The organism is Paenibacillus soyae (assembly GCF_024623455.1).
In the GTDB taxonomy this organism is placed as follows: Bacteria; Bacillota; Bacilli; order Paenibacillales; family Paenibacillaceae; genus Pristimantibacillus; species Pristimantibacillus soyae.
Genome location: NZ_JANIPJ010000016.1, coordinates 67,109 through 91,671 on the forward strand (window position 1 = coordinate 67,109; position 24,563 = coordinate 91,671).

Consider the following 24,563-nt stretch of genomic DNA (forward strand, 5'->3'; position numbering starts at 1 on the left):
GCCTCTAGAACGAGGTTTTAGAGGTTGCCTTAAGAAAAGGAGCAAAATTAAGATGATAGGTGATAAACTCTTCATCCATGTCTCCCGCATCCTCGTCGTCATCATGCTGCTTACCTCATTCGCATTGAATCCAGGCCCGGCCGCCGCGTCCGAAGGCGGACCGACGCTTGAACTGAACGACCTCATTGCGCAAGCCGAAGCTTTAAAGGCCGGCAACGAGGAATTCCCGCTCCAGATTAGCCGCACCGACGACGGATCCGATGTGAACCAAGCTTTACCGTGGGTGTACGCCGACGAACTCGAAGACCTGGATAAAGCGCTTGAGTTCGCGCGCAATCCGCAAACTCCCTCCGGCGAAGCCATTGCCAGCCTCGAAGACGCCATAACAATTTTCTCTGGACAGATCAAAGCGGACGGTTCGGATCCCTATTTCCGTCTTGATCCGGGACCTGGTAAAGTACCTGTACAAGTTACGGCGCCTACCAATGTCTGGACAACAAGAACGCCGCTTGACAACCGTGTCCCCGCCGACTTTGCCGGCGGCACGCACCAAGTGATCCCGTATCCTTTTGCAGATTCCCAAGGCAAATCAGACGTGCTCCAGATCAATTATGCCCACAACGGAAAAACCACGTTCGGCGGAATCACGCTTGCAGCTCCGTTGTCCCCAGCCGTAAATGTGAAGGAAGGCTCCACGATTGAGTTTGATGTGTACTACCCGAAGAGCGCGCAAGGCAAATTCATGAGGTGGAGAATCAGAACGAACAACGCTGACCTCGATTCCTACCTCAGGGGTTACGATTACAACAACCTTAACCCCGACTGGGTTGGTAGCTACAACGGTGAAACTTGGCTAAAGGCTCACCACAGCATTAACGCCTCAACAGGCCTTTCATCGAACTTCATTCTCGAGCTCCATGGCGAGAACGGCCGTCCGGCCGAAACCGGCATGCTGCTTGTGGCGAATATCAAAATATTCGAGCCCGATCCGAGCGGCATTGCGCTTCCCGACGTAGTTAATAAGGAGCACCAGAGTGCCGTAGCGCCTCTCAAGAGTGTTTACAACAGGGAAAATGGTCATTTCATGGTCGGCTCGATCGGAACAGGACCCGTAACCGGAACCAGAGCCCGGCATTATGAAATTTTTGTCGACGGCAACAACCTCAAGGCCGATTCCACGCATCCCCGCGGCCCGAGCTGGCTGAGAAGCGTGACTGGCGAGCCGCTGAACGGTGCAACCACCGCTCCCGGCTTAGCCGAATACAATTTCCCGACCGGCTCTTATCAAGCGATCAGGGATTCCGGAACACCAGGAGAGTATAAGTCTCACGCTCATGTTCTGGCATGGTACAACCAGGCTCCTGCTTGGATGAGACAGATTATTCCCGCGAATCTTCCCTCCGGTTATCAAGGCACAGCCAGATTCTACGGATTGGGCAACGGAGTTACAACCACGGTTAAGGTAGACAAAGAAAGCGCCAGAAGAGTGCAGTTTAACCACACCATGACGGTGATGCGGCACTTCCTGACCACAGACGCGAAGTATGGCTCAAGCGAAGCCCGCGGAGTCATTCCCTTCAATTCATGGGATGTACTGAACGAAGAGGTTCACGAAAGCCGCCACAGCGAAACCATACCGACGGATCCGAACAGCTGGAGAGCGAGCCTCAAGCACACCAACTGGCTTGTCGCGATGTCAGATGATCTCATTGATGGCGACATCAGAGAGCATTACATTTACCTGCTGTTCAAATACGCGCACATCGCGGCTCCGAACGCCAAGATGGCGGCGGCGTACAAAGCCAACTATGCGGACCTCCCCGAGTACATGAAGCTCGACGGGCACGACAATGACGGAAGCATCGACGCTTATATCGTCGAGACTCCGCCGAAGCTGACCTACAACGATTACGACATTTCCAGCCGGACAAAGGCGAGGACGGCCTACAACATGATTCGCGAGCTGAACACCGCATGGCTCTCCGATCCGCTGTATGACGGAAGACCCCTTATTGAAGACATGGGTATCCAAGGACACGATGCGGTCAAAGAAACCCTTGCAAGCGATAACCAATATGCTATGGCCCTCTATGCCTCTCTGGTTGACCAAGGGCTGCTATCCGGTATTGCTTTCTCTGAATTCGACCTTAAGCTGCCGACCGGCGCCCCAGGCGGCGGCGCAACCGCTCCCGGAGTGCTCAATGTCAAACAGTCCGACGCCCTTGGCTATCAGTACGCGCTGATGTATAAACTGTTCGGCAAGTTCGCCCCGTACATCGATCACATCATCAGCTGGGGCGTAGCTGGATCAGGATGGCAGGGAAGCTATGTGCTGTTCGATAGTCAGAGCAATGCTAACGCCGGCTACTACGGCGCCGTGAATCCGGACCGATTCATTCTTGGGCATTCCTATCTAGATGATTTCTTTGAAGGGGAATACGAGAAGCTCCAGGACGACTATGCGATCGACCTCGGCGATCTTGGCATCTATTCGATCGGTGGACCGAAAGCACCTGTAAGGTTAACCGGCTCCGATCAGGTAACGGCCGGCAGCTCCTTCGACCTTGTCTACGGTTTGAGCCGCGTGCAGGGCAACGTGCTGGCTCAAGATGTGACGATCTCTTACGATGCCGATAAGCTGGAGCTGGCCGCACCGCCGGTCTCGACGGACGAAGCGAAATTCGCCGTCGTCGATTACAAGGCAGAACCTGCCGGAACACTGCGCATTCTTGGCGTTCATTTTGGCGCCGGCCAAACCAATCCGAATGCGGATCTGATGAAGTTGTCGTTCCGGGCGAAAGAACAGGCACCAGCCGGTCTGACCAACATTGAGGTCGCGCGATTGGTGACGGCGGATAGCGCTGGCACGGAAACGGTCCATTCCGGCACGGTACACAGCGTTCAAATCGACGTCATCGACAAGGCGGGGCTGAACGCGCTGATTGCCGAGGCGCAAAGCGCGCATGATCAAGCAGTGGAAGGCAAGCTGGTGGGACAATACCCTGTAGGCTCCAAAGCAACGCTGCAGTCTGCCATCGATGCAGCGGCGGCCGTAGCGAATAACCCGAAAGCCACACAGGCGCAGATCGATGCGGCTGCCACGCAGTTGAACGCTGCTTTACTAGCCTTCCAGTCTTCCGTGATCGTGAAGATTCCAACCGATCACAACGGCGACGGCAAGGTCAGCATTGGCGACCTGGCGATTCTGGCTAAGGCATATGGCGCCACTTCAACAGATGCAGGATGGGAGCAAGTGAAAGGCTTCGACTTGAACGGCGACAACCGGATCGATATTCTCGATTTGGCTATGATGGCCCGCATGATCTTTGAATGGTAATGGCCTAGCGAGTTCCCCGTGAACAGCTTTACGACAAAGGAGAGAGGCAGCTAGCTGCCTCTCTCCTTTGTCTAATTACGACGAGCATGGGCGTTATCTCTGGAAGCGAAGAAAATTATTTTAGTTTGTGATAATAATCACATCCCTAACATTGAAGCAAGGCTACAATAGTCTTAGAAAGAAATTCGCGAAGGAGTGGGATTAATGGAAGTTATGTTCATCATTATGGGATTCAGCGCAGCCATTCTCATTGTACTAGGCATTCTTGTAAAGGAAGCATTGGACATGGAACCGATCGATAAGGCATTTCCGACCGGTCAAACTTTGAATGGAGGCGCGAAATAATGGATGCTATGGCCATATATGTTTTCTTCTTCGGTATGCTCGGGCTGCTGGGTGTCGGATTGTTAGTACCTGCTCATTATATAACCATTCCAAAAGACGATGAAGCGCAGGCGAAATAATTCGAGACTGAAATGATAACCAAACGGCCGCGGTAGTATCCCGCGGCCGGTCTTTAGATTTCCGAGAACTTAGCGATTCTTCAGTGATCGTCATATACGATATTCACGTAGACGACAACCTTCTTATCCGGACTGTAATCCATGTCCGTATGCCCCTTAACCCTCCACTTAACCGTGTAGCCTTCGGGTACCTCGGCTGTACTGTACTCGGTACCATCCGGGAGTTTCGTCGTATTTTCCGGCAATCGGTTACCCCCGCCGTCCAAGATCTCCAGACTAAGGTCATAATCTTCCCCTTCCGGCGAAACCATGGATACCTTGACGACGCCATGGAACCCTTCAGGGGGGCTCCAAGAACCGCTCAGCTCCTGTCCAGGAGACGAAATGTACCCGTGATACAACGAATACTCATAATAGGAATCGTCGGCTTGATAAGAGACGGAGTCGGCAAGCTGGAGCTGATTCAGATCAATCTGATACAGCGAACCGCCGTCCACACGGTACCATACGCCATCTCGGTAGTGCAGCTCGCCTGGACCGCTGAAAGAATGCAGCAGTTTGCCATCCTGGGCGGAATAGAGGTAGGTCGTATCTTGAAACGTGTACGCGACCGTGCCGTCCGGTCCCAACTGCTTGAGGGAGAGAGGAACGCCAGTCAACTGCCACCATTTGGGGGCCGTATACACTTGTTTCTTCTCGCCTTCCGGCGACCGGACGTTCAAGGTCCAACGCTCGATTTCCTTCTTGTATTCCTTGTAGGCAATCCATCCATTATGAATCTGGTACGAAGTTCTCGGGTCGGTCGAATAATGATCCCCATTCTCGATAGGGTTCAAGGCGATCTCGGTAACCTGGCCATCGGCGCCGCGAACTTGGAGCGACCACTTCGCGTAAACACCTTGCTCCGTGTATGCATTGTAGAGTATGTTTGTTCCGTCCGTCAAAGGCCCGTTGTATACATAGGGATACCCGGCCGGAGAAGGATTAAACGTCGTGAACGTATCGTCGGCGAGGTGGCGGCGAATGCCATTATTGTACTCGTAAACGAGCGTTCCGTCAGCCGACAGATCGAACGAGTTCCTCGTGCTAAAAAACGCATTCGGCAAGTAACGGGACTCCTTCGTCTTCACATTCACAACGTTGCTGCGGGATACCGCGAAATTCCCTTTTACTTCGTACGGGCTCTCACCGGCCCAGCTATGGCGAACCGTCCCGCCCTCCCAATAATGAGTCCCGGCGCCGGATGAATACACAACGCCGTCAGCGGATAGCTTAGCCGTACGAATGGTGTGCTTGGAACCGTTGGCGTCGTATACCTTTTCCGTGCTTTTATCGACGCGGTTGTACAGCCAAAGCGATTCATCGCCCGTCTCTTTCCACAAAATGCGGTTTTGGTCTAGGTCGAGAATGGTCCCGTTAATCCGGTAAAGCAGCGCTTCTCCTTTTGGTACGGGGTGATTTGCCGCAGTCGTGACGACCTCTTCTTTTTTCACGCTTTGGTTGCCTTCGGTATCGACGGCGACCAGTGAAAAGAGGTATGTCGAGTTTGACGACAACCCATTCGCTTCATAGGTGTTCACGTCCCCGTTCAAGGAAGCCAGCAGCGTGTTGTCTTGGTAGACTAAGTACTTGTCTATACCTGTCTCGTCTGCGGCGTGCTGCCAATTCAGCTGCACGCTGTTATTGGTCACATCGGTAATCGCCAGCACGTCGTACCCAGGCCACTCTGGCGCTATAGGAATCGCAACTCTTACGGGAGTAGAACGATTTATCGTAGTTCCGTCACCGAGCTGGCCGGCATTATTAGCCCCCCACGCCCAAATGGTCCCGTCGCTTTTCACCGCCACACTATGCGAACCATCATTCGTCCCGATGGAGGACACCGAATCGAGCCCGGATACTTGAACGGGGGAAGAACGATTAGTTGTGCTTCCATCGCCCAGTTGCCCGGAAGCGTTATGGCCCCACGTCCAGACGGTTCCATCGCTTTTGAGCGCCAAAGAATGCGAAGAGCCCGCGGCGATGGCCGTCACCGAACCGAGATTGGTTACCTGAACGGGGGTAAAACGGTTTGTTGTGCTCGCATCGCCCAATTGCCCGGAACTATTATGCCCCCACGCCCAGACGGTTCCGTCGCTTTTGAGTGCCAAACTATGCGAATAACCTGCCGCGATGGCTACCACCGAATCGAGACCCTGGACTTGAACGGGAGTATGACGGTAAGTGGTTGTGTAGGGCCCGTCGTTGAAGGTCAAGCCGCCAGGCACACCATGTTGGCCGGAGTCGTTGTTCCCCCACGCCCAGACGGTTCCGTCGCTTCTAAGCGCCAAGCTATGGAGATGGCCCGCGGCAATGTCGACTACCGAATCGAGGCCCTGTACTTGAATAGGGGTATGAACCTCTGTGCTTTCATCGCCCATAGTCCACTCTCCGTCGCCAAGTACACCATGGATACTCCACCCCCACGCCCATACCGTCCCATCGTTTTTTACCGCCAAATTATGCTGATGCCCTGAAGCAATGGCGACCACGGCGCTAAGATTCGTTAAATGAACGGGAGAAGAACCGGTTGCTCCGTCCCATGACCAGACGGAACCGTCGCCTATGAGTGCCAAACTATACGAAGAACCCGCCGTGATGTCTGCCGCAAAATCGAGAAACTCCATTTGAACCGGCGTATAATGAGGGTCTGTCGTGCTTCCATCGGTGCTATAGTTGCTTCCCCACGCCCAAACCGTTCCGCCCTTTTTGATAGCAAGAGTATGATCCGTTCCTCCTGAAACCATCCTTGCTCCCGAATCCCAACTCTCTACTGCCAACTCGGAACCGGCCTCAGCGGCTGCTGCCTGATAAGGTACAAGCAACGTCGGCAAAAGAAAGGCGCAAACGAAAAGCATAAACCGTCGTTTCATCCAGCTTCACTCCCATCTCTAATCTACCTTAAATCTACCATATTACGGAAATCTGTTAATCTGCTAGTTGCACTATAGAAATATGGTACATTTGTCATAAGATGGGGTTATGAGCATTCAAACAAAACTTCTCGTTTTCTAGCATTCGGCCCCTGTCGGCTCATTGGTGAACATGCGTTTGTACTCTTTAGGTCCCAACATCTCGGCTGAAACGGGAGCGATTGGATCACCCCAATTATTAACCGTGCCGCTTGCGGAATTGAAGCGGGGTCGTACCGGTGATCTTCTTGAACGTTTTATTAAAGTGGGCAATATGCTCGAAGCCGGCTTGCTCCGAGATGAGTTGTACGGATTCCCGGCCGTTCACAAGCATCTTCTGGGCTTCCCGAATCCGCACAACCTGCAGATATTCGCGGAAGTGGAAGCCCGTCAGCTTGGAGAATAGCCGGCTGAGGTAGGAAGGACTTATAAAAAAATGTTTGGCTACTTGCTCCAGCGTGAGCTTCTCGTAATAGTTCGCTTTGATATATTGGGCGATTTCCGAAATTTTCTGGTGCATCGGATGCTCATTCTCGAGCGACGCTTGGTGATGCAGCGCGATTTCGATTCGGTGAAGGCGAATGAGCAATTCGTTCATCATGGAACGAATGAGCGAAGAGTAGTGCGGCTGCTCCGCCTCGCATTCTTTAAGCATCGAGCGCAGCAAGCGTTCGATCTCCGGCTGGTCCTTGAGCGGAATCCGCATCAGTCTGGATGCTCCTCCGTCTAACAGCCGTGCTACTTCGGCATCCCCCTGTTCGATGAAGCTTCTGGAGAAGCCGATCAGAACCCGTTCGAAATTCGGCTTATCCGTGCTTGCGGTCGAATGCAGATCATGCGGGCGGACGATCATCATATCGCCTTTCCTGACGGTGAACACTTTATCGTCCATGAAGTAGACTCTCTCTCCGTCCAGCAAGTAATACAGCTCGAAAAAAGGATGCTCGTGAGGACGGGGCATGCTGCTCGAGCCGTTCCGCGACATGTATTGAATCGTAAAGTCCTGCTCTCCGACTTGGTATTTGGGATGCTGCCGCTCCTTCAACTTCATCACCTTCCTCTACACGTTAGTTTAATTGTTTACACCTATAGCACACAACAAAAAAAGCAAAGTTTATTTCAAAACTTGCATCTTGAAGTAAGGAATTAAGTGCTGGCATTCTTAGAAGTGAAATAAGCTCTGCCTAATCCTCGGACTGGCAAGGTCACATATGCTTTCGAACAACATCGTCGAAGCCTATGAGTTAGGGATGACATTGCTGGCCGGCTCTATCTCTCCGTCCTAACAAAAACGTAAAATTTGTTATCTAAGTTTAAAAACAAATTCATAACAAAATTATTTTTTCTTATTGTGTTTGAAAGCGGTTTATATTAAGATGGCTTTGAGCAATGAGTCGAAAATCCAAGGAGGGATAGGGGTGTTTGTAAAGGATAAGCGTCTTTTTTCTGCATTCATGTGTATGGTATTATTATTCAGTCTGTTAGGTTCGTTAGGTAATCGCGATGTCGTTCGTGCGTCGGAAACCAAAACCGATCTGGTGATCGATTTTGAAGACGGAACTGCCGGAGGCTGGCAGAGAGGCTGGGGAGAAGGCTTCGACGGAGACAAGGAGCCTGCGGTCAGCGATGACTTGGCGGAAGCTGGCAATACGTATTCCCTACGGGTCGATACGGCTTTTAGCGGTGCCGGCTGGGAAGAGGCGGCTATCCGGATGTATTCGGCTGAAGCGCTGGGAAGCTACGAGAACTTATCCTTTGACGTCTATGTTCCCTCGTCCTTCGGAGGCGCGTTCGTTCTGGCTGCCGCGATGAATGGGGAGTGGAGGGATCTCGGAATGAGTAACCATGACATAACGACAGCCCCGAAAACGACCATTAACGGTCAGGCCTATGCAGTCATCTCCGAAACCGTGGCGATACCGGCGGAATCGACCCAGAAGGAGCTCGTGATCAAGCTCGCCAAAAATTCTCTTGTGGACTACGAAGGCCCCATCTATGTGGACAATGTCCGCCTACAGGCAAGAACGTCGGTAGAGACGCCGCCTGGCGATACGGCGGACAGTGTGAAGGTCGGCTATGCGGACGCTGTTCTGGAGGGATACGGAATCGAGAAGAGAGAAGGTCCCGTCAAGGAGAACGAAGATGCGCTTTATGACGGCGACGGCTACATCTCCTACTTCTTCGCCGAAGATGCGGGCGCTGCCGAGCCGGTCGGCAACGCTACGTTCACGGTGGACGCCGAAGAGGCGGGGTTGTATAAGCTCAGCGTCGGCTACTACATTCCGGAAGGCTATGGCGGCAAAGCAACCGGAATCCAGGTCAATGGCACGGGAACGGGAGAGTTGATGCTGGACGCTCCGCCTGCCGGGACGGTGCGCGCGGAGAAGATGGTCAGCAAGGTGATGCTGAACGCCGGCAGTAATACGGTCAAAATTACGCGAGGCTGGGGCTACTATGGCATCGAGTATATCAAGGTCGAACCGGCCGCGGCGAATGCCGCTGGCGACAAGCTGGAGGCGGAGGACGGCATGATGACGGGAGGCGTATCGATCGGGGGCGCCGGGACGGGCTATTCCGGCGAGGGATATGCAGCCTTCCAGCAGACGGGCTCCCTTGTTCTAACATACAATGCTCCTTCGGCCGGCATGTACGACATCGTCGTCGGTTACAGCTCGCCGAACGGAGAGAAGAAGACGAGCATGGTCGTTAACGGACAAACGACGGAGATTACGTTCTCCGAAACCGCGAATTTCATTGAGGTTTCCGCCGGCAAAGCCCTGATGGGCGAAGGGGAGAACACGATCGAGTTTTTGCCGAATTGGGGCTGGTACAATATCGACTATGTTAAGCTGACTGCCGCGTCCCAGGAGGTTGGCCATGACGTAACAGGCATCTTGACGAATCCGAATGCGACGGCGGGGGCTAAGGCTCTGATGTCCTACCTGGCAAGCCAATACGGCCATAAGATTATTGCGGGGCAGCAAACGATCGAGGATGTCGAATGGATTAAGCAGCAGACAGGCAAATACCCGGCTTTATTTTCTACCGACCTAATGGATTATTCCCCTTCGCGAGTCGAGAACGGCGCGACGTCGAACGAGGTGGAGAAGATGATCGACTGGTACAATCGGGGCGGTATCGTGGCGCTTTGCTGGCATTGGAACGCGCCGAAGGGAATCGGCGGCGACGAGCCCGGCAATGAATGGTGGAGAGGCTTCTATACGGAGCACACCACCTTCGATGTAGAATACGCGCTTCAAAATCAGGACTCGGAGGATTACCGGCTTCTCATTCGGGACATCGACGCGATAGCCGTGCAGCTGAAACGACTGCAGAATGCAGGCGTACCCGTGCTTTGGCGTCCGCTGCACGAGGCGGAGGGCGGCTGGTTCTGGTGGGGCGCGAAGGGGCCGGAGGCAACGAAGCAGCTGTGGAATCTGATGTATGACCGGCTAACCAACCATCACGGCCTGAACAATCTCATATGGGTATGGAATTCCGAGAAGCCGGAGTGGTATCCGGGCGACGAGGTCGTCGATATCGCGAGCGTCGATATTTACAATCCGGCCGGCGATTATAACCCGAGCATCGCGAGGTACGAAGGTCTGGTCTCCTTGGTGGACGATAAGAAGGTCGTAGGGCTGGCGGAGAACGGTCCGATTCCGGATCCGGATCTGCTGCAGGCGTACGGCGCCGACTGGAGCTTCTTCAGCACCTGGGCCGGGAGCTTCATCAATGACGGCAACACGAATACAGTAGAGCATTTGAACAAGGTTTATCATCACGATTATGTCGTGACGCTCGACGAGCTTCCGTCGGATTTGTATGGATCCGCACCTCCAGGGGGAAGCGTGATTCACGGCGGCAACCAGGCCCAAGCAGGCGTTAAGGGACGAATCGAGTTGGATGGCTCGAGGCTTGCGGAGGAGCTAGGCAAGCTGAGCGGCCTGCCTGCCGAAGAGCAGCAATACGTCATTGAGGTCCGCGATACCGATACGGCGGAAGTGATCCTTCCGGCGTCGGCGCTTTCGTCTGCAGCGGATATAATGCCGAATATAACCATCGTCATTCAGGCGGATACGGCCTCGTACCGGCTTCCGATTCATCTGATCGATGTCGACGCCATTGCGAAACGGATGGGAGTGGAAGCCTCGGAGGTTCGCATTGCGGTCAAAATCGAAAAAATAGGGGAGCGGGAAGCGGAGGCCATTCAAACCCGGATCAAGATTTCCGGCGTTTCATTCATCGGCGACATGATCGAGTTCAGCCTAACGGCCGAATCGGATGAGGCGTCCATTGCAATAAACGATTTCGGCAGCACCTATGTCTCCCGTACGATCGAGCTTCCTCAAACGACAAGCAACAAGCTGACGGCGGTCGTGCTTGAGCCGGCGACAGGCGGTATGAGCTTCGTGCCCGCGTTATTCGAGGAAGCCGGCGGGAAAACCATCGTTACGATCAAACGGAACGGGAACAGCATGTATACCGTTGTTGGGCTCGATAAATCGTTTGCCGATCTAGAGGGCCACCCGGCGAAGGAGATCATCGAATTCATGGCAAGCAAGCTTGTCGTACAAGGAATAGACGACGAACGTTTTGCGCCGGACCGCTCGATTACGCGTGCCGAGCTTGCGGCGCTAGTCGCTAGAGCGCTTGGTCTGACGCCCAAGCCTGAATCGGCCAAATTCCCCGACGTGGCGAGCGAGCATTGGTACGCTGGAGCAGTCGGAGCCGCGCGTGAAGCGGGGATTCTGCTGGGGTACGGAGACGGCACATTCAAACCGGACGCTCCCGTCACGCGGGAACAGATGGCGTTTATTCTCGCTAGGGCCGCCGCATTCGCGGGCGAAGAGTCGATACCAACGGCAAACCAAGCATGGGCAGCCGGACTAATGCAGGGAATAATGGCAAACCGAATTTCTCCGGTAAAAACGGTAAATCGGGCCGAGGCGGTTGATCTGATGAAGCGGCTGCTCGTGCATGTAGGCTTTGTTAATGCCTAAATCTTCATACACAACAAAAGGGAGAGCAGAAAAAATGGCCATTTACGTGAATAAAGAGCAACAGATGTTTCATATGCAAGCAGGCGATACCAGTTATGTGATTCAAATCATAGACGGATACCCCGTACACGCATATTGGGGGCGACGGCTTCGGGCGGACGGAAATCTAGAGGGACTTGCGCCGTTTACCGACAAAGCCTTCCTCGATACGACGCCTCAAGAATTTCCGCAATACGGGTCCGGCGATTTCCGATCGCCTGCCTACCAGGTGCAGCTCGAGGACGGAAGCCGGATCACGGAGCTTCGTTATAAGGGGTATGAGATCATGGCCGGAAAGCCGGCTCTCGAGGGTCTGCCCTCCGTGTATACGGAGTCGGACGACGAGGCGGATACGCTGGAGCTGGAGCTGGAGGATTCTTATACGGGCCTATCGGTGCGGTTGCGATACACGATATTCGCGGGCGGAGCGATCACGCGATCGGCACGGTTCGCGAACAACGGCAGCGGTTCGCTGAAGCTGCTGCGCGCGCTTAGCGCAAGCGTCGACCTGTTCGGCAAAAGCGACTATGAGCTGCTTTACCTGGCCGGCCATTGGACCCGGGAGGCGCATATCCAGCGCAGGCCGCTTGGACCCGGAGGAACGAGCCTCGGCAGCCGCCGCGGGATGAGCAGCCACCAGCATAATCCGTTCGCCGCGGTTATCAGTCCCGGAACGGACGAGGAGCATGGCGAAGTGTACGCCATGAATCTGGTGTACAGCGGCAACTTTCATGCCGAGGCGGAGGTCGACGCGTTCGGAATCGTCCGGCTGGCGGTAGGCGTGAATCCCTTCGATTTCGCGTGGATGCTGGAGCCGGGAGAGTCGTTCCAGACGCCGGAGGCCGTGCTGGTCTATTCGGCCGAAGGTCTTGGAGGGATGTCGCGAGCCTATCACCGCCTCTATCGGGAGCGTCTCTGCCGCGGAGCGCACCGGGACCGGGAGCGTCCGATACTCGTCAATAATTGGGAAGCGACGTATTTCAGCTTTACGGCGGAGAAAATCGAGAAGATCGCCGAGGCGGGAGCCGAATTGGGGATCGAGCTTTTCGTGCTGGATGACGGCTGGTTCGGCAAGCGCGACAGCGACAACAGCTCGCTCGGCGACTGGTTCGAGGACCGGCGCAAGCTGCCGGACGGACTTCGGGATTTGGCGGAACGGATTAACCGGCGCGGCTTGAAGTTCGGATTGTGGTTCGAGCCGGAGATGATCTCGCCGGACAGCGAGCTGTACCGCGCTCATCCCGACTGGTGCCTGCATGTCGCGGGCCGTCGACGGACGGAAGCGCGCTGGCAGCTGGTGCTCGACCTATCCCGGCAGGAGGTGCGGGATTATTTGTACGAGTCCCTTGCCCGAATTTTCGCGGACGTTCCAATCGCGTACGTGAAGTGGGACATGAACCGAGGACTGACGGAGATAGGATCCGCGGCCGCCCCGGCGGAGCGTCAGCAGGAGATCGCGCACCGGTACGTGCTGGGGCTATACGAGCTGCTGGAGAGGTTAACCTCGGCATTTCCCGAGATTCTGTTCGAGAGCTGCGCGAGCGGCGGCGGGCGATTCGACCCTGGCATGCTTTATTACATGCCGCAGACCTGGACCAGCGATAATACGGATGCCGTGGAGAGGCTGAAGATCCAGTACGGCACCAGCCTGATCTACCCGGTAAGCACAATTGGCGCTCATGTATCCGCTGTGCCGAATCATCAGGTCGGCAGGGAGACGCCGCTCAAAATGCGCGGAGAAGTGGCCATGTCCGGCAACTTCGGCTACGAACTCGACCTGACGAAATTCAGCGATGAGGAGAAAGCCGAGGTCAAGAAGCAGGTCGAGATGTACAAAGAGATTCGTTCCCTCGTGCAGAAAGGCGATCTATACCGGCTCCGCAGCCCGTTCGCGGGCAACGAGACGGCCTGGATGTTCGTGACGGAGGATCGTTCGGAAGCGTTAGTCTTCTTCTTCCGAGTCCTTGCCAAGCCGAATCCCGCGCCTGAGATACTCAGGCTCCAAGGGATCGACAAGTCGTTCGTTTATCGGATCGACGGACCGGACGGCATGATCGGAACGTTCGGCGGCGACCGCCTGCTTCATGCGGGCTTGACCGTTCCGCGCCTAGAGGGCGATTACGCCAGCACTTGGTTTAGGCTGACAGCAGTACGCTAGTAACAGGGGATCATTTCGGCAAATGGGGGATGCCTGCAAAGCCAATGCTTTGCAGGCATCCTCGTCTCGTTTTTAACCAAGGGGAGAGGAATAGCATGCATATGCCAAGCAAGGGACTTCCGAGTCGCATCCGCGACGCCTTCACAGCCTATATGAACAATGTCCGCACGAGAAAAAAACTGGTGTTTTCTTATCTATTGGTCGTTTTCCTTCCGGTTCTCGTCGTCGGAATCCTATTGACGAACACGCTGCGGGAGCAAGCCGTGAACCATGCGGTAGACCAGGCAGCCAACAATATGAACAAAATAAAACGGCAAATCGAAGAAACCTTGCAGATTCCTGAAGGCGTCTCGAACACGATTTTTTTCGACCGGGAGTTAATGGAAATCGTATCGCATGCCTATGAATCGGAATCCGAGGTGTTCCAGGCTTACCGCGGCTATGATTCATTTACTACCTATATGGAGCTGTACAAGGATATCGCGGATATCCGACTGTATGTCAATAACGAGACGCTGCTCGAGAATTGGTCGATCTTCCGCACCGACTCGGCAACGGAGGCCTCGGAGTGGTTTCGCAAAGGACTCGAGGGGCGCGGGAACATCGTATGGGAGCATGTTCCCAATCCGACCAAAGAACAGGAGGAGCATCTCAGTCTCGTGCGACAGGTGTTCAAGCTCGACATGGACTATATCGGGATGCTCGTAATCAGCGTGAAACCAGGCTCCCTGTACGCGATCCTGGAGCAGGAGCCGTTCGAAACGCTGATCTATACGGACGGCGGCGAGGTCGTCGCGGCAAAAGACAGGACGTGGATCGGAAAGCCCATCCAGGATTATCTAGACTTAAAGGAAGAGCCGGCTAAGCTGCTGGTCGAGTCGATCGAATTCGAATCCAGCGTTGACCGTCTGCACATGGTTAGCATCGTTCCGGAAGAGACGATCTTGAAGGATGCAAGGAAGGTTAGCCTGATTGCGTATGCCATTGTCGCATCCAGCTTACTCGCTTCCTGCGCGCTTATTCTGATCTTCTCGTCGGCCATGAGCAAGAGGATAAGCGTTCTAAGTCAGGACATGCGGAAAGTGGCGCGGGGAGATCTCAAGCATTATTCGCTCATCCAGGGACAAGATGAGATCGGTCAGCTCTCCCGTCATTTCAATCATATGGTCGAGAATATAGACGATTTGATGAGTCAGGTCCGCAAGGCGGACGAATCCCGTCATGAGCTGGAGCTGAAGCAGCGAGAAATCCGGTTTAAAATGCTGGCGAATCAGGTAGATCCCCACTTCTTGTTTAACGCGCTAGAAACGGTGCGCATGAAGGCGCATTGCAACGGCGAGGCGGAGATTGCCGACATCGTGAAGTCTCTGGGCACGCTGCTGCGGAACAATCTGGAAGCGGGTCAAGGCGACGTGTCTTTCGAATCGGAGTTGGAGCTGACCCGAATGTATCTCGGAATTCAGCACTTCCGTTTCGGGGCAAAGCTCGCGTACCGTCTTCCGGATCCGGCGGAGGTCCAAGGCATCAAGGTGCTGCCGCTGCTTCTGCAGCCTATTGTCGAGAATGCAATCGTACACGGAATCGAACGGAAGCTTGGCCCGGGTCTCGTCGATGTCTGCATCGTCATGGAGCCGGAAAAAATGCTGGTTGCGGTGAAGGACGATGGCGTCGGCATCGAGGCGGGGAAACTTCGTGAGCTCGTCGCGTCGCTGGACGATCCGGAGGATGATTCCGGCAAGCGGATTGGTCTGAGGAACGTCCATCAGAGAATGAAGCTGCATTACGGTCCGGAATACGGGCTGCTAATTACGAGCAGGCCGGGACATGGCACAACGGTCATTCTGACATTTCCGAAGGGAGAGCACTCTCATGTATAAGTTAGTCCTTATTGACGATGAACCGATTATACGGGAAGGCTTGCGGACGATTGTCGATTGGGCAAGCTTCGATATCGAGCTTTGCGGCGAATGCGACAACGGCTTGGACGGGCTGGCCCTATGCCGCGACGAGAAGCCGGATATCGCGATCGTCGATCTGAAGATGCCGGGCATGGACGGAATCGAGCTGATCGAGGAAGCCCGCTTGCTCGGGATACAGACGGATTTTATCGTGCTGAGCGGATACTCCGATTTCACCTATGCGCAGAAGGCGACCGAATTCGGCGTTCGAAGCTACTTAGTGAAGCCGATCGAGCCTTCGCAGCTCGTAGCGAAGTTAAAAACGCTTCGCGCCGAATGGGAGGAGAGAGACAGGCGCCGATCGCAGTGGCAAGCCGCGGTACCGCTGCGCGTTGAACGCATGCTGCAGCAGCTTTGCGAGGTGGAAACGGCGGCATGGCAGGCGGCGGAGGCGGACTTGGCCCCGTTCATGACACCGGATGGACGACCATGGCCGCGGTACCGCGTATTTCTGCTTGGCGAAGAGCGGGAGGAGTCTCCGCTATCCGCGTGGAGGGAAGTGCAGGAAGCCATTGAAAGTCGGCTTCTTCCCCTTGGACCGTGCGTCACCGGTTTTGTAAAGCCCTGCCTCGTGGTTCTAACGGATAACACAGACGTTAGCGGGCTGGTCGATCGCCTGGCGGATGAAGAGCTGGAGCTGCCCCTCATGGATATCGTAGTCGCCGAAGGAGAGCCCGCGTCGAAGCTATCCGAGATTCACCTTGCGTACCAGTCGGCTTTTCGACTGATGAAGGATAAATTTCTTCACGGCAGATCGGGGTGCGCGATTGTGCCGCTGACCCGTTGGAACGAGGCGGCCGTAACCGATGTCCCCATCGAAAGCTATGCCGCTATGGCCGCGGAGCAAATAGCGGCCGGCGATAACGCGGCAATCGGACGATTGATCGGCAGGCTGGAGGAGGCGACGATTCAATCGAAATGGCAGGAAGCGCGAATCAAGGCCGCATATGCCGCGTTCTACGTGGAGACTGTCGGACGGCTGGCCGCGATCGACGAGAACGTACGGAATGACGCGCTCCCTCTCCATCGGTTTGTGGAGGAGCTGAAAATATGCTGCACGCTCCGGGAGGCTTGCGGCTATGCGGAGCAAGAGCTGCTTCGGCTAATGGAGAGCTGGGGAAGAGGGCGGAAGCACGATACGTTCGCTCAGCTGCTCGACTATGTTAATGACCATTACGGAGCGGGTTTAACCTTGGAAAGCTTAGCGCGCGCCTTTCATTACAACAGCTCTTACCTTGGCAAGCTATTCAAAGCCCAGACGGGGAGAACGTTCAACGCGTATGTGGATGAACTTCGAATGAAACAGGCTAAACGGATGCTGGCGCAAGGGGCCAAGGTGTATGAGGTGGCGAAGGCCGTAGGCTATGCGAACGTAGACTACTTTCACGCGAAGTTCAAACGTCTGGAGGGCGAATCGCCGTCCGCATTCCGTGACAGATGGGGAGGGAACACTCGACCATGACGAATGTCTAATTTTTATATGAAGGACCTCCGGATCGCCTCGTATTGAAAACGCTGCAATTTCTTTATAGTTAGAAATGTAGCGTTTACATCAACAAAGGAGCGTTTAACCGGATGAAAATCGAAAGTTCACCAAAACCGCTCGCGCCAAACCTCCGATCCAAGCGATCGCTTTGGAGAATGGCAATCGAGCAGCGATATCTGTTTTTGATGTCGCTTCCATTTGTCGTGCTGGTGTTTGTGTTCAACTATTTGCCCCTCTGGGGCTGGACGATGGCGTTCCAAAACTTTAAGCCAGGACTCTCTTTCGCGGAGCAGGATTGGGTTGGCTTCAAAAATTTCATCGCGATATTCCAGGAACCGCAATTTTACCTCGTGCTTCGGAATACGCTGGCGATGAGCTTTATGGCATTGATTGCCGGTTATACCGTGCCCGTCCTGTTCGCCATTCTGCTCAACGAGATCAGGGTTGCCTTCTTCAAACGGTCGATCCAGACCATCTCGTATCTTCCGCACTTCGTATCATGGGTCGTAGCGGCCGGCATTATTACGAAGATGCTCTCCGTGGACGGGATCGTGAATGAGCTGTTGATGTGGCTCAACATCACGGACAAGCCGATCCAGTTCATGGCCAAGGGCGAATGGTTCTGGACGATCGTCACGCTCTCTGACCTATGGAAGGAGATGGGCTGGAATTCGATCATCTTCCTGGCCGCCATCGCAGGCATAGATCCGGAGCTGTACGAAGCCGCGACGGTTGACGGAGCCGGCCGGTTCCGGCGCATTTGGCATATTACGCTGCCGGGCATCCGATCGACGATGATGGTTATGCTGATCCTCTCCATCGGATGGCTGACAAGCATTGGCTTCGAGAAGCAATATTTGCTGGGGAACAGCCTAGTACTCGACTACTCCGAAGTGCTCGATCTCTACATTCTCAATTACGGTATCGGAATGGGACGCTTCTCGTTCGGTACGGCGCTTGGCATCGTCAACTCGATGGTCGCGATTACGCTGCTGCTCTTATCCAACTGGATCTTCAAGCGCATCACCAAAGAAAGCGTTATTTAGAAGGAGGCTGCTATGATGAACTATCGCACGACACCGGGGAGCCTGGCCTTCAACGTTTTCCTGTACGGATCCATGTTGTTGATCGGCATCGTCACGATCTATCCCTTCCTGAACCTGCTGGCCATTTCCCTCAACGATTCTCTTGATACGGTTAGGGGCGGAATCTACGTATGGCCGCGGATGTTCACTTGGAACAATTACGAGCAGATCTTCATGTATAACGATCTGCTGACCGCGTTCAGAAACTCGGTGCTTCGCACCGTGCTGGGTACGGTTCTCGGCATCCTCAGCGGCTCCATGCTGGCTTACGTGCTTAGCCGCAAAGATTTTATCGCGCGCAAGCCGATTTCCTTGTTCTTTGTCCTGACGCTTTATTTCTCCGGCGGACTAATTCCCGCTTACATGCTGATGCGTGACTTGGGCTTGATTAACAGCTTCTGGGTTTACATTCTGCCGGGCATCGTGAACGCATGGAACGTATTCGTGATCCGTTCTTACGTGGACGGGCTCCCTATCAGCCTGCAGGAATCGGCGAAGCTTGACGGGGCCAGCGATCTTACGATTTACTTCCGAATTATTCTGCCGCTTTGCAAGCCGGTGCTTGCGACCATCGGGTTGTTCGTCGCCGTGGGACAGTGGAATTCCTGGTTCGATACGTTCCTGTACAACAGCACGAACGAAGAGCTCACGACGCTGCAATACGAGCTGATGAAGATTCTGTCGGACACGCAGGCCGGCGACAGCTCGCAGGCCAGACTCGGCAGCTCCGAATTTGCCAATCAGGTTTCGCCGGAATCCATCCGGGCATCCATTACGATGGTAGCCACGCTGCCCATCCTGGTCGTTTATCCTTTCCTTCAACGGTATTTCGTCAAAGGATTAACGCTGGGCGCGGTGAAGAGCTGACTTTTGGTACTAACAGGGAACTGTTGCTACAATATAAAAAAACGGAGGGTTACAGCATGAAGAAGTTTGGAAATTGGTTGGCGCTTCCGCTGGCGGCATCGCTTGTCTTCCTATCTGCCTGCTCGGATGGGAACAATCAGAATGCCACAGAAGGCAGCAAGGCAAGCGAGGAAGGTGAAGCGTCAGACGCCTTATCGCCAATTACGATTACGATGTTCAGCTCTCAGCCGAACACCCAGTGGGAAGATATGGAGAGCCCCGTCGGTCAAAAAATCAAAGAGCTTACGGGCGTCACCCTGAAGCCCGACTTCCCGGTTGGCGATCCGATGCAGAAGTTGTCGCTAATGGCCGCAAGCGCCGAGTACCCGGACTTGATCTTCGCGAACAATAACGTGAACACGATCATCAATGCCGGCGGACTGATCGATCTGAGGCCTCTCATTGAGGAGCATGGACCGAACATCAAGAAGCTTTACGGGGATTACTTGAACCGTCTAAAATGGAGCAAGGATGATCCCGCCATCTATTTCCTTGGAACTTATGGCGTCAATGAAGTGCAGTGGGAGCCGCGCGACGGTTTCATGCTCCAGCATGAAGTCGTTAAGGAGCTGGGTTATCCGGAGCTGAAGACGGTGAAGGATTTCGAGAACGCGATCCGCGCTTACATGGAGAAGTATCCTACCATCGATGGCCAGCCTACGCTCGGTTTGTCCCTGCTTGCGGACGATTGGAGAATTGCTCAATCCGTGACCAACCCGGCCGTATTCGCCACTGGCGGATCGGATGACGGAGAATGGTACATCGATGACGAGTCCAAGGATCCGGTCATCCATTATACCCGCCCGGAAGAAAAGGAATATTTCCAGTGGCTGAACCATATGTTCAATTCCGGTTTGATCGATCCGGACAGCTTCGTGCAGAAGTACGATCAATATAAAGCAAAAATCGCGTCCGGACGCGTACTTGGCCTCATTGATTCCGAATGGCAGTTCCGCGAGCCCGAACAAGCGCTTCTGCAGGCAGGTAAGCCGGAACGGACGTATGGCATGTATCCGATCGTCTTGAACGAAACCTTCAAGAACCGCAACTTCCAAAGTCCGGGCTACTCCGGCGGTACGGGCGTCGGCATTTCGGTCAGCGCAGAGGATCCGGTTCGCATTATTAAATTCCTGGATTGGTTGTGCTCGGAAGAAGCCCAGATTCTGAATAACTGGGGAATCGAAGGGGAGCACTACACGATCGAAGACGGCAAACGCGTCATTTCGCCGGAAGAAATGCAGAAGCGTCTCACCGATCCTCAATACGGCAAGAAGACGGGCATCGGAACGTACCTGTATCCATTCCCTGAATATGGCGTGGGGGTTCAGGACTCGTCCGGTCAGACCTACAAGATCGACTCCAAGGAGCAGATTGTCGGGAAATATACGGATATCGAAAAAGAGGTTTTGAAAAATTACGGCGCAACCATGTGGATGGATCTTTACCCGAAGGTCGACGAGTTCCCGGTTAAGCCGTGGGGGGCTGCTTGGCAGATCAACATTCCGCAGGACTCGGACGGCGCGATCACGATGCAGAAGCTGAATGAAGTCGTTAGAAAGCGGATTCCGGAGATGATTATGGCCAAGCCGGATGCTTTCGACGGACTATGGGATTCGTTCCAAGCCGAGCTGACCGCTATCGGCGTCCCAGAGCTCGAAGAGCAGTTCCAGGGATTGCTGAACGAACGGATTGAAATGTTCAGCGAGTAGTCAACCGATATAACGAATGATGAAGAACTGCTCTGTTTGGGGCAGTTCTTTGTCTCGTTGTGTGGGCGAGGCTTCAATAACCTAACGTTATGTTGTAAAATAACATTTAATGCGGTTAGCATAACAAAGGGGTTCGGACAATGGCGATCAAAGGCAGAGTCACCGTACAAGAGATAGCCGATATGACAGGCGTGTCCAAATATGCGGTTTCGCGAGCATTATCCGGCAAATCCGGAGTCAGCGCGAAGACAAGGGAAATGATTCTCCGCGCAGCTGGGCAGCTGGGCTATTTCAAGGACGATGCGAAGCAATTCGCGGTCGATCCGGTCGACGACAATCAAAGGATTTATGGGACCATCGTCGTGCTGTTTCCTAACGTTCGTTTCCAAAACAATGAATCCGTGTATTGGGGACCGGTCTTTGACGGCATCAAAGCTCGACTGAACGAGAGAGGGGTGGATATTCTAACCCTAACCGAGCCCTCGAGAGACCATGTTTTCTCGCTGTTGAATCCGGATGCGATTCAAGGGATCATTACGGTAGGATCCATATCCACCGCGATTTTGCTCGAGATGCGGCGCTTGCATATTCCGGTCGTCATGGTCGATCATGAGGATCCGGCATATCGTTGCGATACCATCTTCTCCGATAACTTTTCATGCATGAGGGATCTCGTCGCCAAGCTGATCAGCAAAGGCTATAAGGATCTTCAGTTTCTTGGAGATATCAGCGACGCGCAAAGCTTTTTGGAGCGATATATCGCCTTTAAGACCGTGTTGGATCAAGCCGGCCTGCCGTATCAGCCCATCCCGGAGCTCATCGGGCCCGAGGCCAAGGACGTGCATCTTCTGATGGAGAATTTTCCGGAGCAGGCGTTGCCGGAGGTACTGGTTTGCGTGAACGATTCGCACGCTCAATTCGCAATCGAAGCGCTAGAGAAACGCGGGATTCGTATCCCGCAGAGCTGCGCGATAACGGGATTTGACAATACGTTCGTCCATCTCCCTCTTCTGGCCACCGTGAACGTGAATAAAGAGCTTCTAGGCATGCGGGCCGTGGACCAATTGCTATGGCGAATGGCGAATAGGGGGTCGGCGTACGAGAAAAAGCTCATATACGGCGATGTCATCCTGCGAGAGCAATTCGCGTACGAGAAACAAGAATAAAGCAAATAAAAGGAGATGACCACAGTAATGGCGCAATCGTTAAAAGCAAAGGTAGCAATCGTAACAGGCGCGGCAAGAGGAATTGGGAAAGCGACGGCAGTCGCATTGGCGAAAGAAGGCGTTAACGTCGGCTTGATTGCCAGGAATGAAGCGACTTTGAAGGAAGTGGCCGCCGAATTGGAGGGATTGAGCGTTAAAGCCGCTTATGCAACGGCGGATGTATCCTCCAAGGAGCAAGCGGAAGCAGCGGTTGAAGCTCTGAGAAGCGAGCTAGGCTCGGCTGACATTCTAATCAATAATGCCGGCATTGCGACATTCGGCACTTTATTGGAGATGGACCCTGAAGAGTGGAAACGGATCATCGATACGAATCTGCTGGGCACCTATTATGTCACGCGCGCGGTGCTGCCTCAATTGATCGAGAAGAATAGCGGAGACGTCATCAATATTTCTTCCACAAGCGGACTCGCCGGGGCGGCAACCTCCAGCGCTTATAGCGCATCGAAATTTGCGGTAATCGGTTTAACGGAATCGCTGGCGCAAGAGGTGCGCCGTAACAATATTCGCGTAACGGCCCTGAACCCTAGCACCGTAGCCACGGACCTGGCGCTTGATCTCAATCTTATTAAGGAGAACAACGACTCGAAGTTCATGCAGGCGGAAGACATCGCGGAAGTCATCGTCAATCAGCTGAAGCTGAATCCGCGCATCTATGTGAAAACGGCGAGCTTCATTGCGACGAATCCATACTGAGCGCATTTCGAACATGCCCCTCTCTTGGTCTATGACGAAGAGAGGGGTATTTTTTTGATTCGGATTGAAGTTCTTAAAAAACTGACTTTTTGTCTATAAAAACCTCGTTCTCATCGCCTTATTCCTATCCTACAATAAACGTATTTCAGAGTTGAAGAGGCTGGAGGGAATCAGGACATGCTGGATCTGTTTCATGTAAAGGAGTATGGGGCAAAGGGAGACGGCGCGACGGTAGATACGGCAGCGATTCAAGCCGCGATTGATTCCTGTCATGAGGCTGGCGGCGGCTATGTCGTTTTGGCGGGCGGAACATTCGTATCGGGCACGATTTTTTTGAAGTCCAATGTTTATTTGCAAATCAATCCGTCCGCGACGCTGCTTGCCAATCCGGATATCGGGGACTACTCGGAAGGTACGCATTACAACCGATACGTCAATGAAAAGGACATGGACAAATGCCTGATCTACGCGGAAGACGCTTCAAACATCGGGGTGGTCGGTAAAGGCGAAATTAACGGAAACGCCGAAGCGTTCCCGAACGAAGGCAGCATTTATCGCCCGATGATGATGCGGTTTCTCCGCTGCCGCCATATCCATGTGAGGGACTTGCGACTGCATAATTCGACGGCTTGGACCACGGCATTCCTGGACAGCGAAAACATCTGGTGCGACAGTCTGGACATCCGAAACGACAAAAGGTATAACGGAGACGGTCTTGATTATGACGGATGCCAGAACGTGTTTGTCTCCAATTGCAAAATTTTGGGTACCGACGATAATCTTTGTTTGCAGGCGAGCAGCAAAGACTACCCCATGAAAAACGTGCATATAAGCAACTGCCATTTCACGTCGACTTGCGCGGCTGTCCGGATCGGTCTCAAATCGGTAGGCGATATTTCGAATGTAACGATACAAAACTGCACGTTCGAGAATGTATGGCGGGAAGGGATCAAGATTGAATGCACGGAAGGCGGCCGAATTTCCGACATCGCGGCGCAAGGTCTCGTCATGAGGAATGTGACGCGCCCCATCTTCATTATTCTGAACAATCGACTCGACGTCATCGGCTCTTCGATCGGACTGGATGAGATGCCGGAGATCGGCGAATTGGAGCGTATTATGTTATCGGACATTATCGCTACGGACGACGAGGAGATGCGCAGCACGCATTACCGTTTTACCGACGATGTGATGGGGAGTCCTTCCTTCAACGGCATACGGGTCGATGCTTGCGAGAGCCATCCGATACGGGATCTAACGATTCGGAACATGACCTATACGTGTATCGGCGGAGTGAACAAGGAGGACATTCCCGCGCATTATCCGAAGGTATGGGATATGCGGCTGGAGCATCCGGAGGAAGTGTCCGAAAACTATTACCCGACATGGAGCCGCACTACGTTCATGGATATCCGCGGCGTGGACAGGCTCGAGCTGGAGGGCGTGAGACTTCGCGCTTTGAACGAAGATACTAGGGAGTCGTACTTGATTGAAAATTGTAAGACGCTGAATGTTGATATTAAAGAATGTTAAAAGAGGGACGCGATC

Annotated in this window: 14 protein-coding genes; 12 read left to right on the plus strand and 2 right to left on the minus strand. The window is 53.9% G+C overall.

Annotation, left to right across the window (positions count from 1 at the left end; genetic code table 11):
- Positions 1-52 precede the first annotated feature (52 nt).
- Positions 53-3,337, plus strand: coding sequence for an endo-1,4-beta-xylanase (locus NQZ67_RS20655; protein ID WP_257449599.1), 3,285 nt, complete (start codon positions 53-55; stop codon positions 3,335-3,337).
- 204 nt (positions 3,338-3,541) lie between these two features.
- Positions 3,542-3,682 carry a hypothetical protein gene (locus tag NQZ67_RS20660; protein WP_257449600.1) on the plus strand — a complete coding sequence of 47 codons (141 nt, stop codon included), beginning with the start codon at positions 3,542-3,544 and terminating at the stop codon, positions 3,680-3,682.
- Positions 3,683-3,881: 199 nt separating this feature from the next.
- Here NQZ67_RS20660 and NQZ67_RS20665 read toward each other — a convergent pair whose 3' ends face one another.
- Positions 3,882-6,587, minus strand: a complete 2,706-nt coding sequence (locus NQZ67_RS20665) for an RCC1 domain-containing protein (RefSeq protein ID WP_257449601.1) — start codon at positions 6,585-6,587, stop codon at positions 3,882-3,884.
- A gap of 364 nt (positions 6,588-6,951) precedes the next feature.
- Complete coding sequence (locus tag NQZ67_RS20670) at positions 6,952-7,803, minus strand: helix-turn-helix transcriptional regulator (protein WP_371825335.1); 852 nt, start codon at positions 7,801-7,803, stop codon at positions 6,952-6,954.
- 367 nt (positions 7,804-8,170) lie between these two features.
- Here NQZ67_RS20670 and NQZ67_RS20675 point away from each other — a divergent pair, with 367 nt between their 5' ends.
- The 10 genes from NQZ67_RS20675 to NQZ67_RS20720 all read left to right on the plus strand — a co-directional run bounded on the left by NQZ67_RS20675 (position 8,171) and on the right by NQZ67_RS20720 (position 24,548).
- Positions 8,171-11,755, plus strand: coding sequence for a glycosyl hydrolase (locus NQZ67_RS20675; protein WP_257449602.1), 3,585 nt, complete (start codon positions 8,171-8,173; stop codon positions 11,753-11,755).
- Between the two features lie 34 nt (positions 11,756-11,789).
- Complete coding sequence (locus NQZ67_RS20680; protein ID WP_257449603.1) at positions 11,790-13,952, plus strand: alpha-galactosidase; 2,163 nt, start codon at positions 11,790-11,792, stop codon at positions 13,950-13,952.
- A 95-nt stretch (positions 13,953-14,047) separates the two neighbouring features.
- Positions 14,048-15,829 carry a cache domain-containing sensor histidine kinase gene (locus NQZ67_RS20685; protein ID WP_257449605.1) on the plus strand — a complete coding sequence of 594 codons (1,782 nt, stop codon included), beginning with the start codon at positions 14,048-14,050 and terminating at the stop codon, positions 15,827-15,829.
- The gene (locus tag NQZ67_RS20690) at positions 15,822-17,372 is read left to right on the plus strand and encodes a response regulator transcription factor (RefSeq protein ID WP_257449607.1); all 1,551 of its coding nucleotides are present in this window, start codon (positions 15,822-15,824) and stop codon (positions 17,370-17,372) included. The genes NQZ67_RS20685 and NQZ67_RS20690 overlap by 8 nt, the downstream gene beginning before the upstream one ends.
- Before the next feature lie 179 nt (positions 17,373-17,551).
- The gene (locus NQZ67_RS20695; RefSeq protein ID WP_257449609.1) at positions 17,552-18,442 is read left to right on the plus strand and encodes an ABC transporter permease; all 891 of its coding nucleotides are present in this window, start codon (positions 17,552-17,554) and stop codon (positions 18,440-18,442) included.
- Between the two features lie 15 nt (positions 18,443-18,457).
- Positions 18,458-19,348, plus strand: a complete 891-nt coding sequence (locus NQZ67_RS20700) for a carbohydrate ABC transporter permease (RefSeq protein ID WP_371825337.1) — start codon at positions 18,458-18,460, stop codon at positions 19,346-19,348.
- Positions 19,349-19,404: 56 nt separating this feature from the next.
- Positions 19,405-21,096 (plus strand): ABC transporter substrate-binding protein, encoded by a 1,692-nt coding sequence (locus NQZ67_RS20705; RefSeq protein ID WP_257449612.1) that lies wholly within the window; start codon positions 19,405-19,407, stop codon positions 21,094-21,096.
- 140 nt (positions 21,097-21,236) lie between these two features.
- Positions 21,237-22,262: a LacI family DNA-binding transcriptional regulator gene (locus NQZ67_RS20710; RefSeq protein WP_306812983.1), complete on the plus strand. Its 1,026-nt coding sequence runs from the start codon at positions 21,237-21,239 to the stop codon at positions 22,260-22,262.
- Positions 22,263-22,289: 27 nt separating this feature from the next.
- Positions 22,290-23,015, plus strand: coding sequence for a 3-ketoacyl-ACP reductase (locus NQZ67_RS20715; RefSeq protein ID WP_257449613.1), 726 nt, complete (start codon positions 22,290-22,292; stop codon positions 23,013-23,015).
- Between the two features lie 177 nt (positions 23,016-23,192).
- Positions 23,193-24,548 (plus strand): glycoside hydrolase family 28 protein, encoded by a 1,356-nt coding sequence (locus tag NQZ67_RS20720; RefSeq protein ID WP_257449617.1) that lies wholly within the window; start codon positions 23,193-23,195, stop codon positions 24,546-24,548.
- Positions 24,549-24,563: the final 15 nt, after the last annotated feature.

What these genes read in the sequence shown, in the direction of transcription:
- NQZ67_RS20695 (WP_257449609.1), top strand. Translation starts at nt 17,552, where the DNA reads ATGGCAATCGAGCAGCGATATCTGTTTTTGATGTCGCTTCCATTTGTC.
- NQZ67_RS20710 (WP_306812983.1), top strand. Translation starts at nt 21,237, where the DNA reads ATGGCGATCAAAGGCAGAGTCACCGTACAAGAGATAGCCGATATGACA.
- NQZ67_RS20715 (WP_257449613.1), top strand. Translation starts at nt 22,290, where the DNA reads ATGGCGCAATCGTTAAAAGCAAAGGTAGCAATCGTAACAGGCGCGGCA.
- NQZ67_RS20660 (WP_257449600.1), top strand. Translation starts at nt 3,542, where the DNA reads ATGGAAGTTATGTTCATCATTATGGGATTCAGCGCAGCCATTCTCATT.
- NQZ67_RS20705 (WP_257449612.1), top strand. Translation starts at nt 19,405, where the DNA reads ATGAAGAAGTTTGGAAATTGGTTGGCGCTTCCGCTGGCGGCATCGCTT.
- NQZ67_RS20700 (WP_371825337.1), top strand. Translation starts at nt 18,458, where the DNA reads ATGAACTATCGCACGACACCGGGGAGCCTGGCCTTCAACGTTTTCCTG.
- NQZ67_RS20655 (WP_257449599.1), top strand. Translation starts at nt 53, where the DNA reads ATGATAGGTGATAAACTCTTCATCCATGTCTCCCGCATCCTCGTCGTC.
- NQZ67_RS20690 (WP_257449607.1), top strand. Translation starts at nt 15,822, where the DNA reads ATGTATAAGTTAGTCCTTATTGACGATGAACCGATTATACGGGAAGGC.
- NQZ67_RS20665 (WP_257449601.1), bottom strand. Translation starts at nt 6,587, where the DNA reads ATGGTTTCAGGAGGAACGGATCATACTCTTGCTATCAAAAAGGGCGGA.
- NQZ67_RS20680 (WP_257449603.1), top strand. Translation starts at nt 11,790, where the DNA reads ATGGCCATTTACGTGAATAAAGAGCAACAGATGTTTCATATGCAAGCA.
- NQZ67_RS20720 (WP_257449617.1), top strand. Translation starts at nt 23,193, where the DNA reads ATGCTGGATCTGTTTCATGTAAAGGAGTATGGGGCAAAGGGAGACGGC.
- NQZ67_RS20685 (WP_257449605.1), top strand. Translation starts at nt 14,048, where the DNA reads ATGCATATGCCAAGCAAGGGACTTCCGAGTCGCATCCGCGACGCCTTC.
- NQZ67_RS20670 (WP_371825335.1), bottom strand. Translation starts at nt 7,803, where the DNA reads ATGAAGTTGAAGGAGCGGCAGCATCCCAAATACCAAGTCGGAGAGCAG.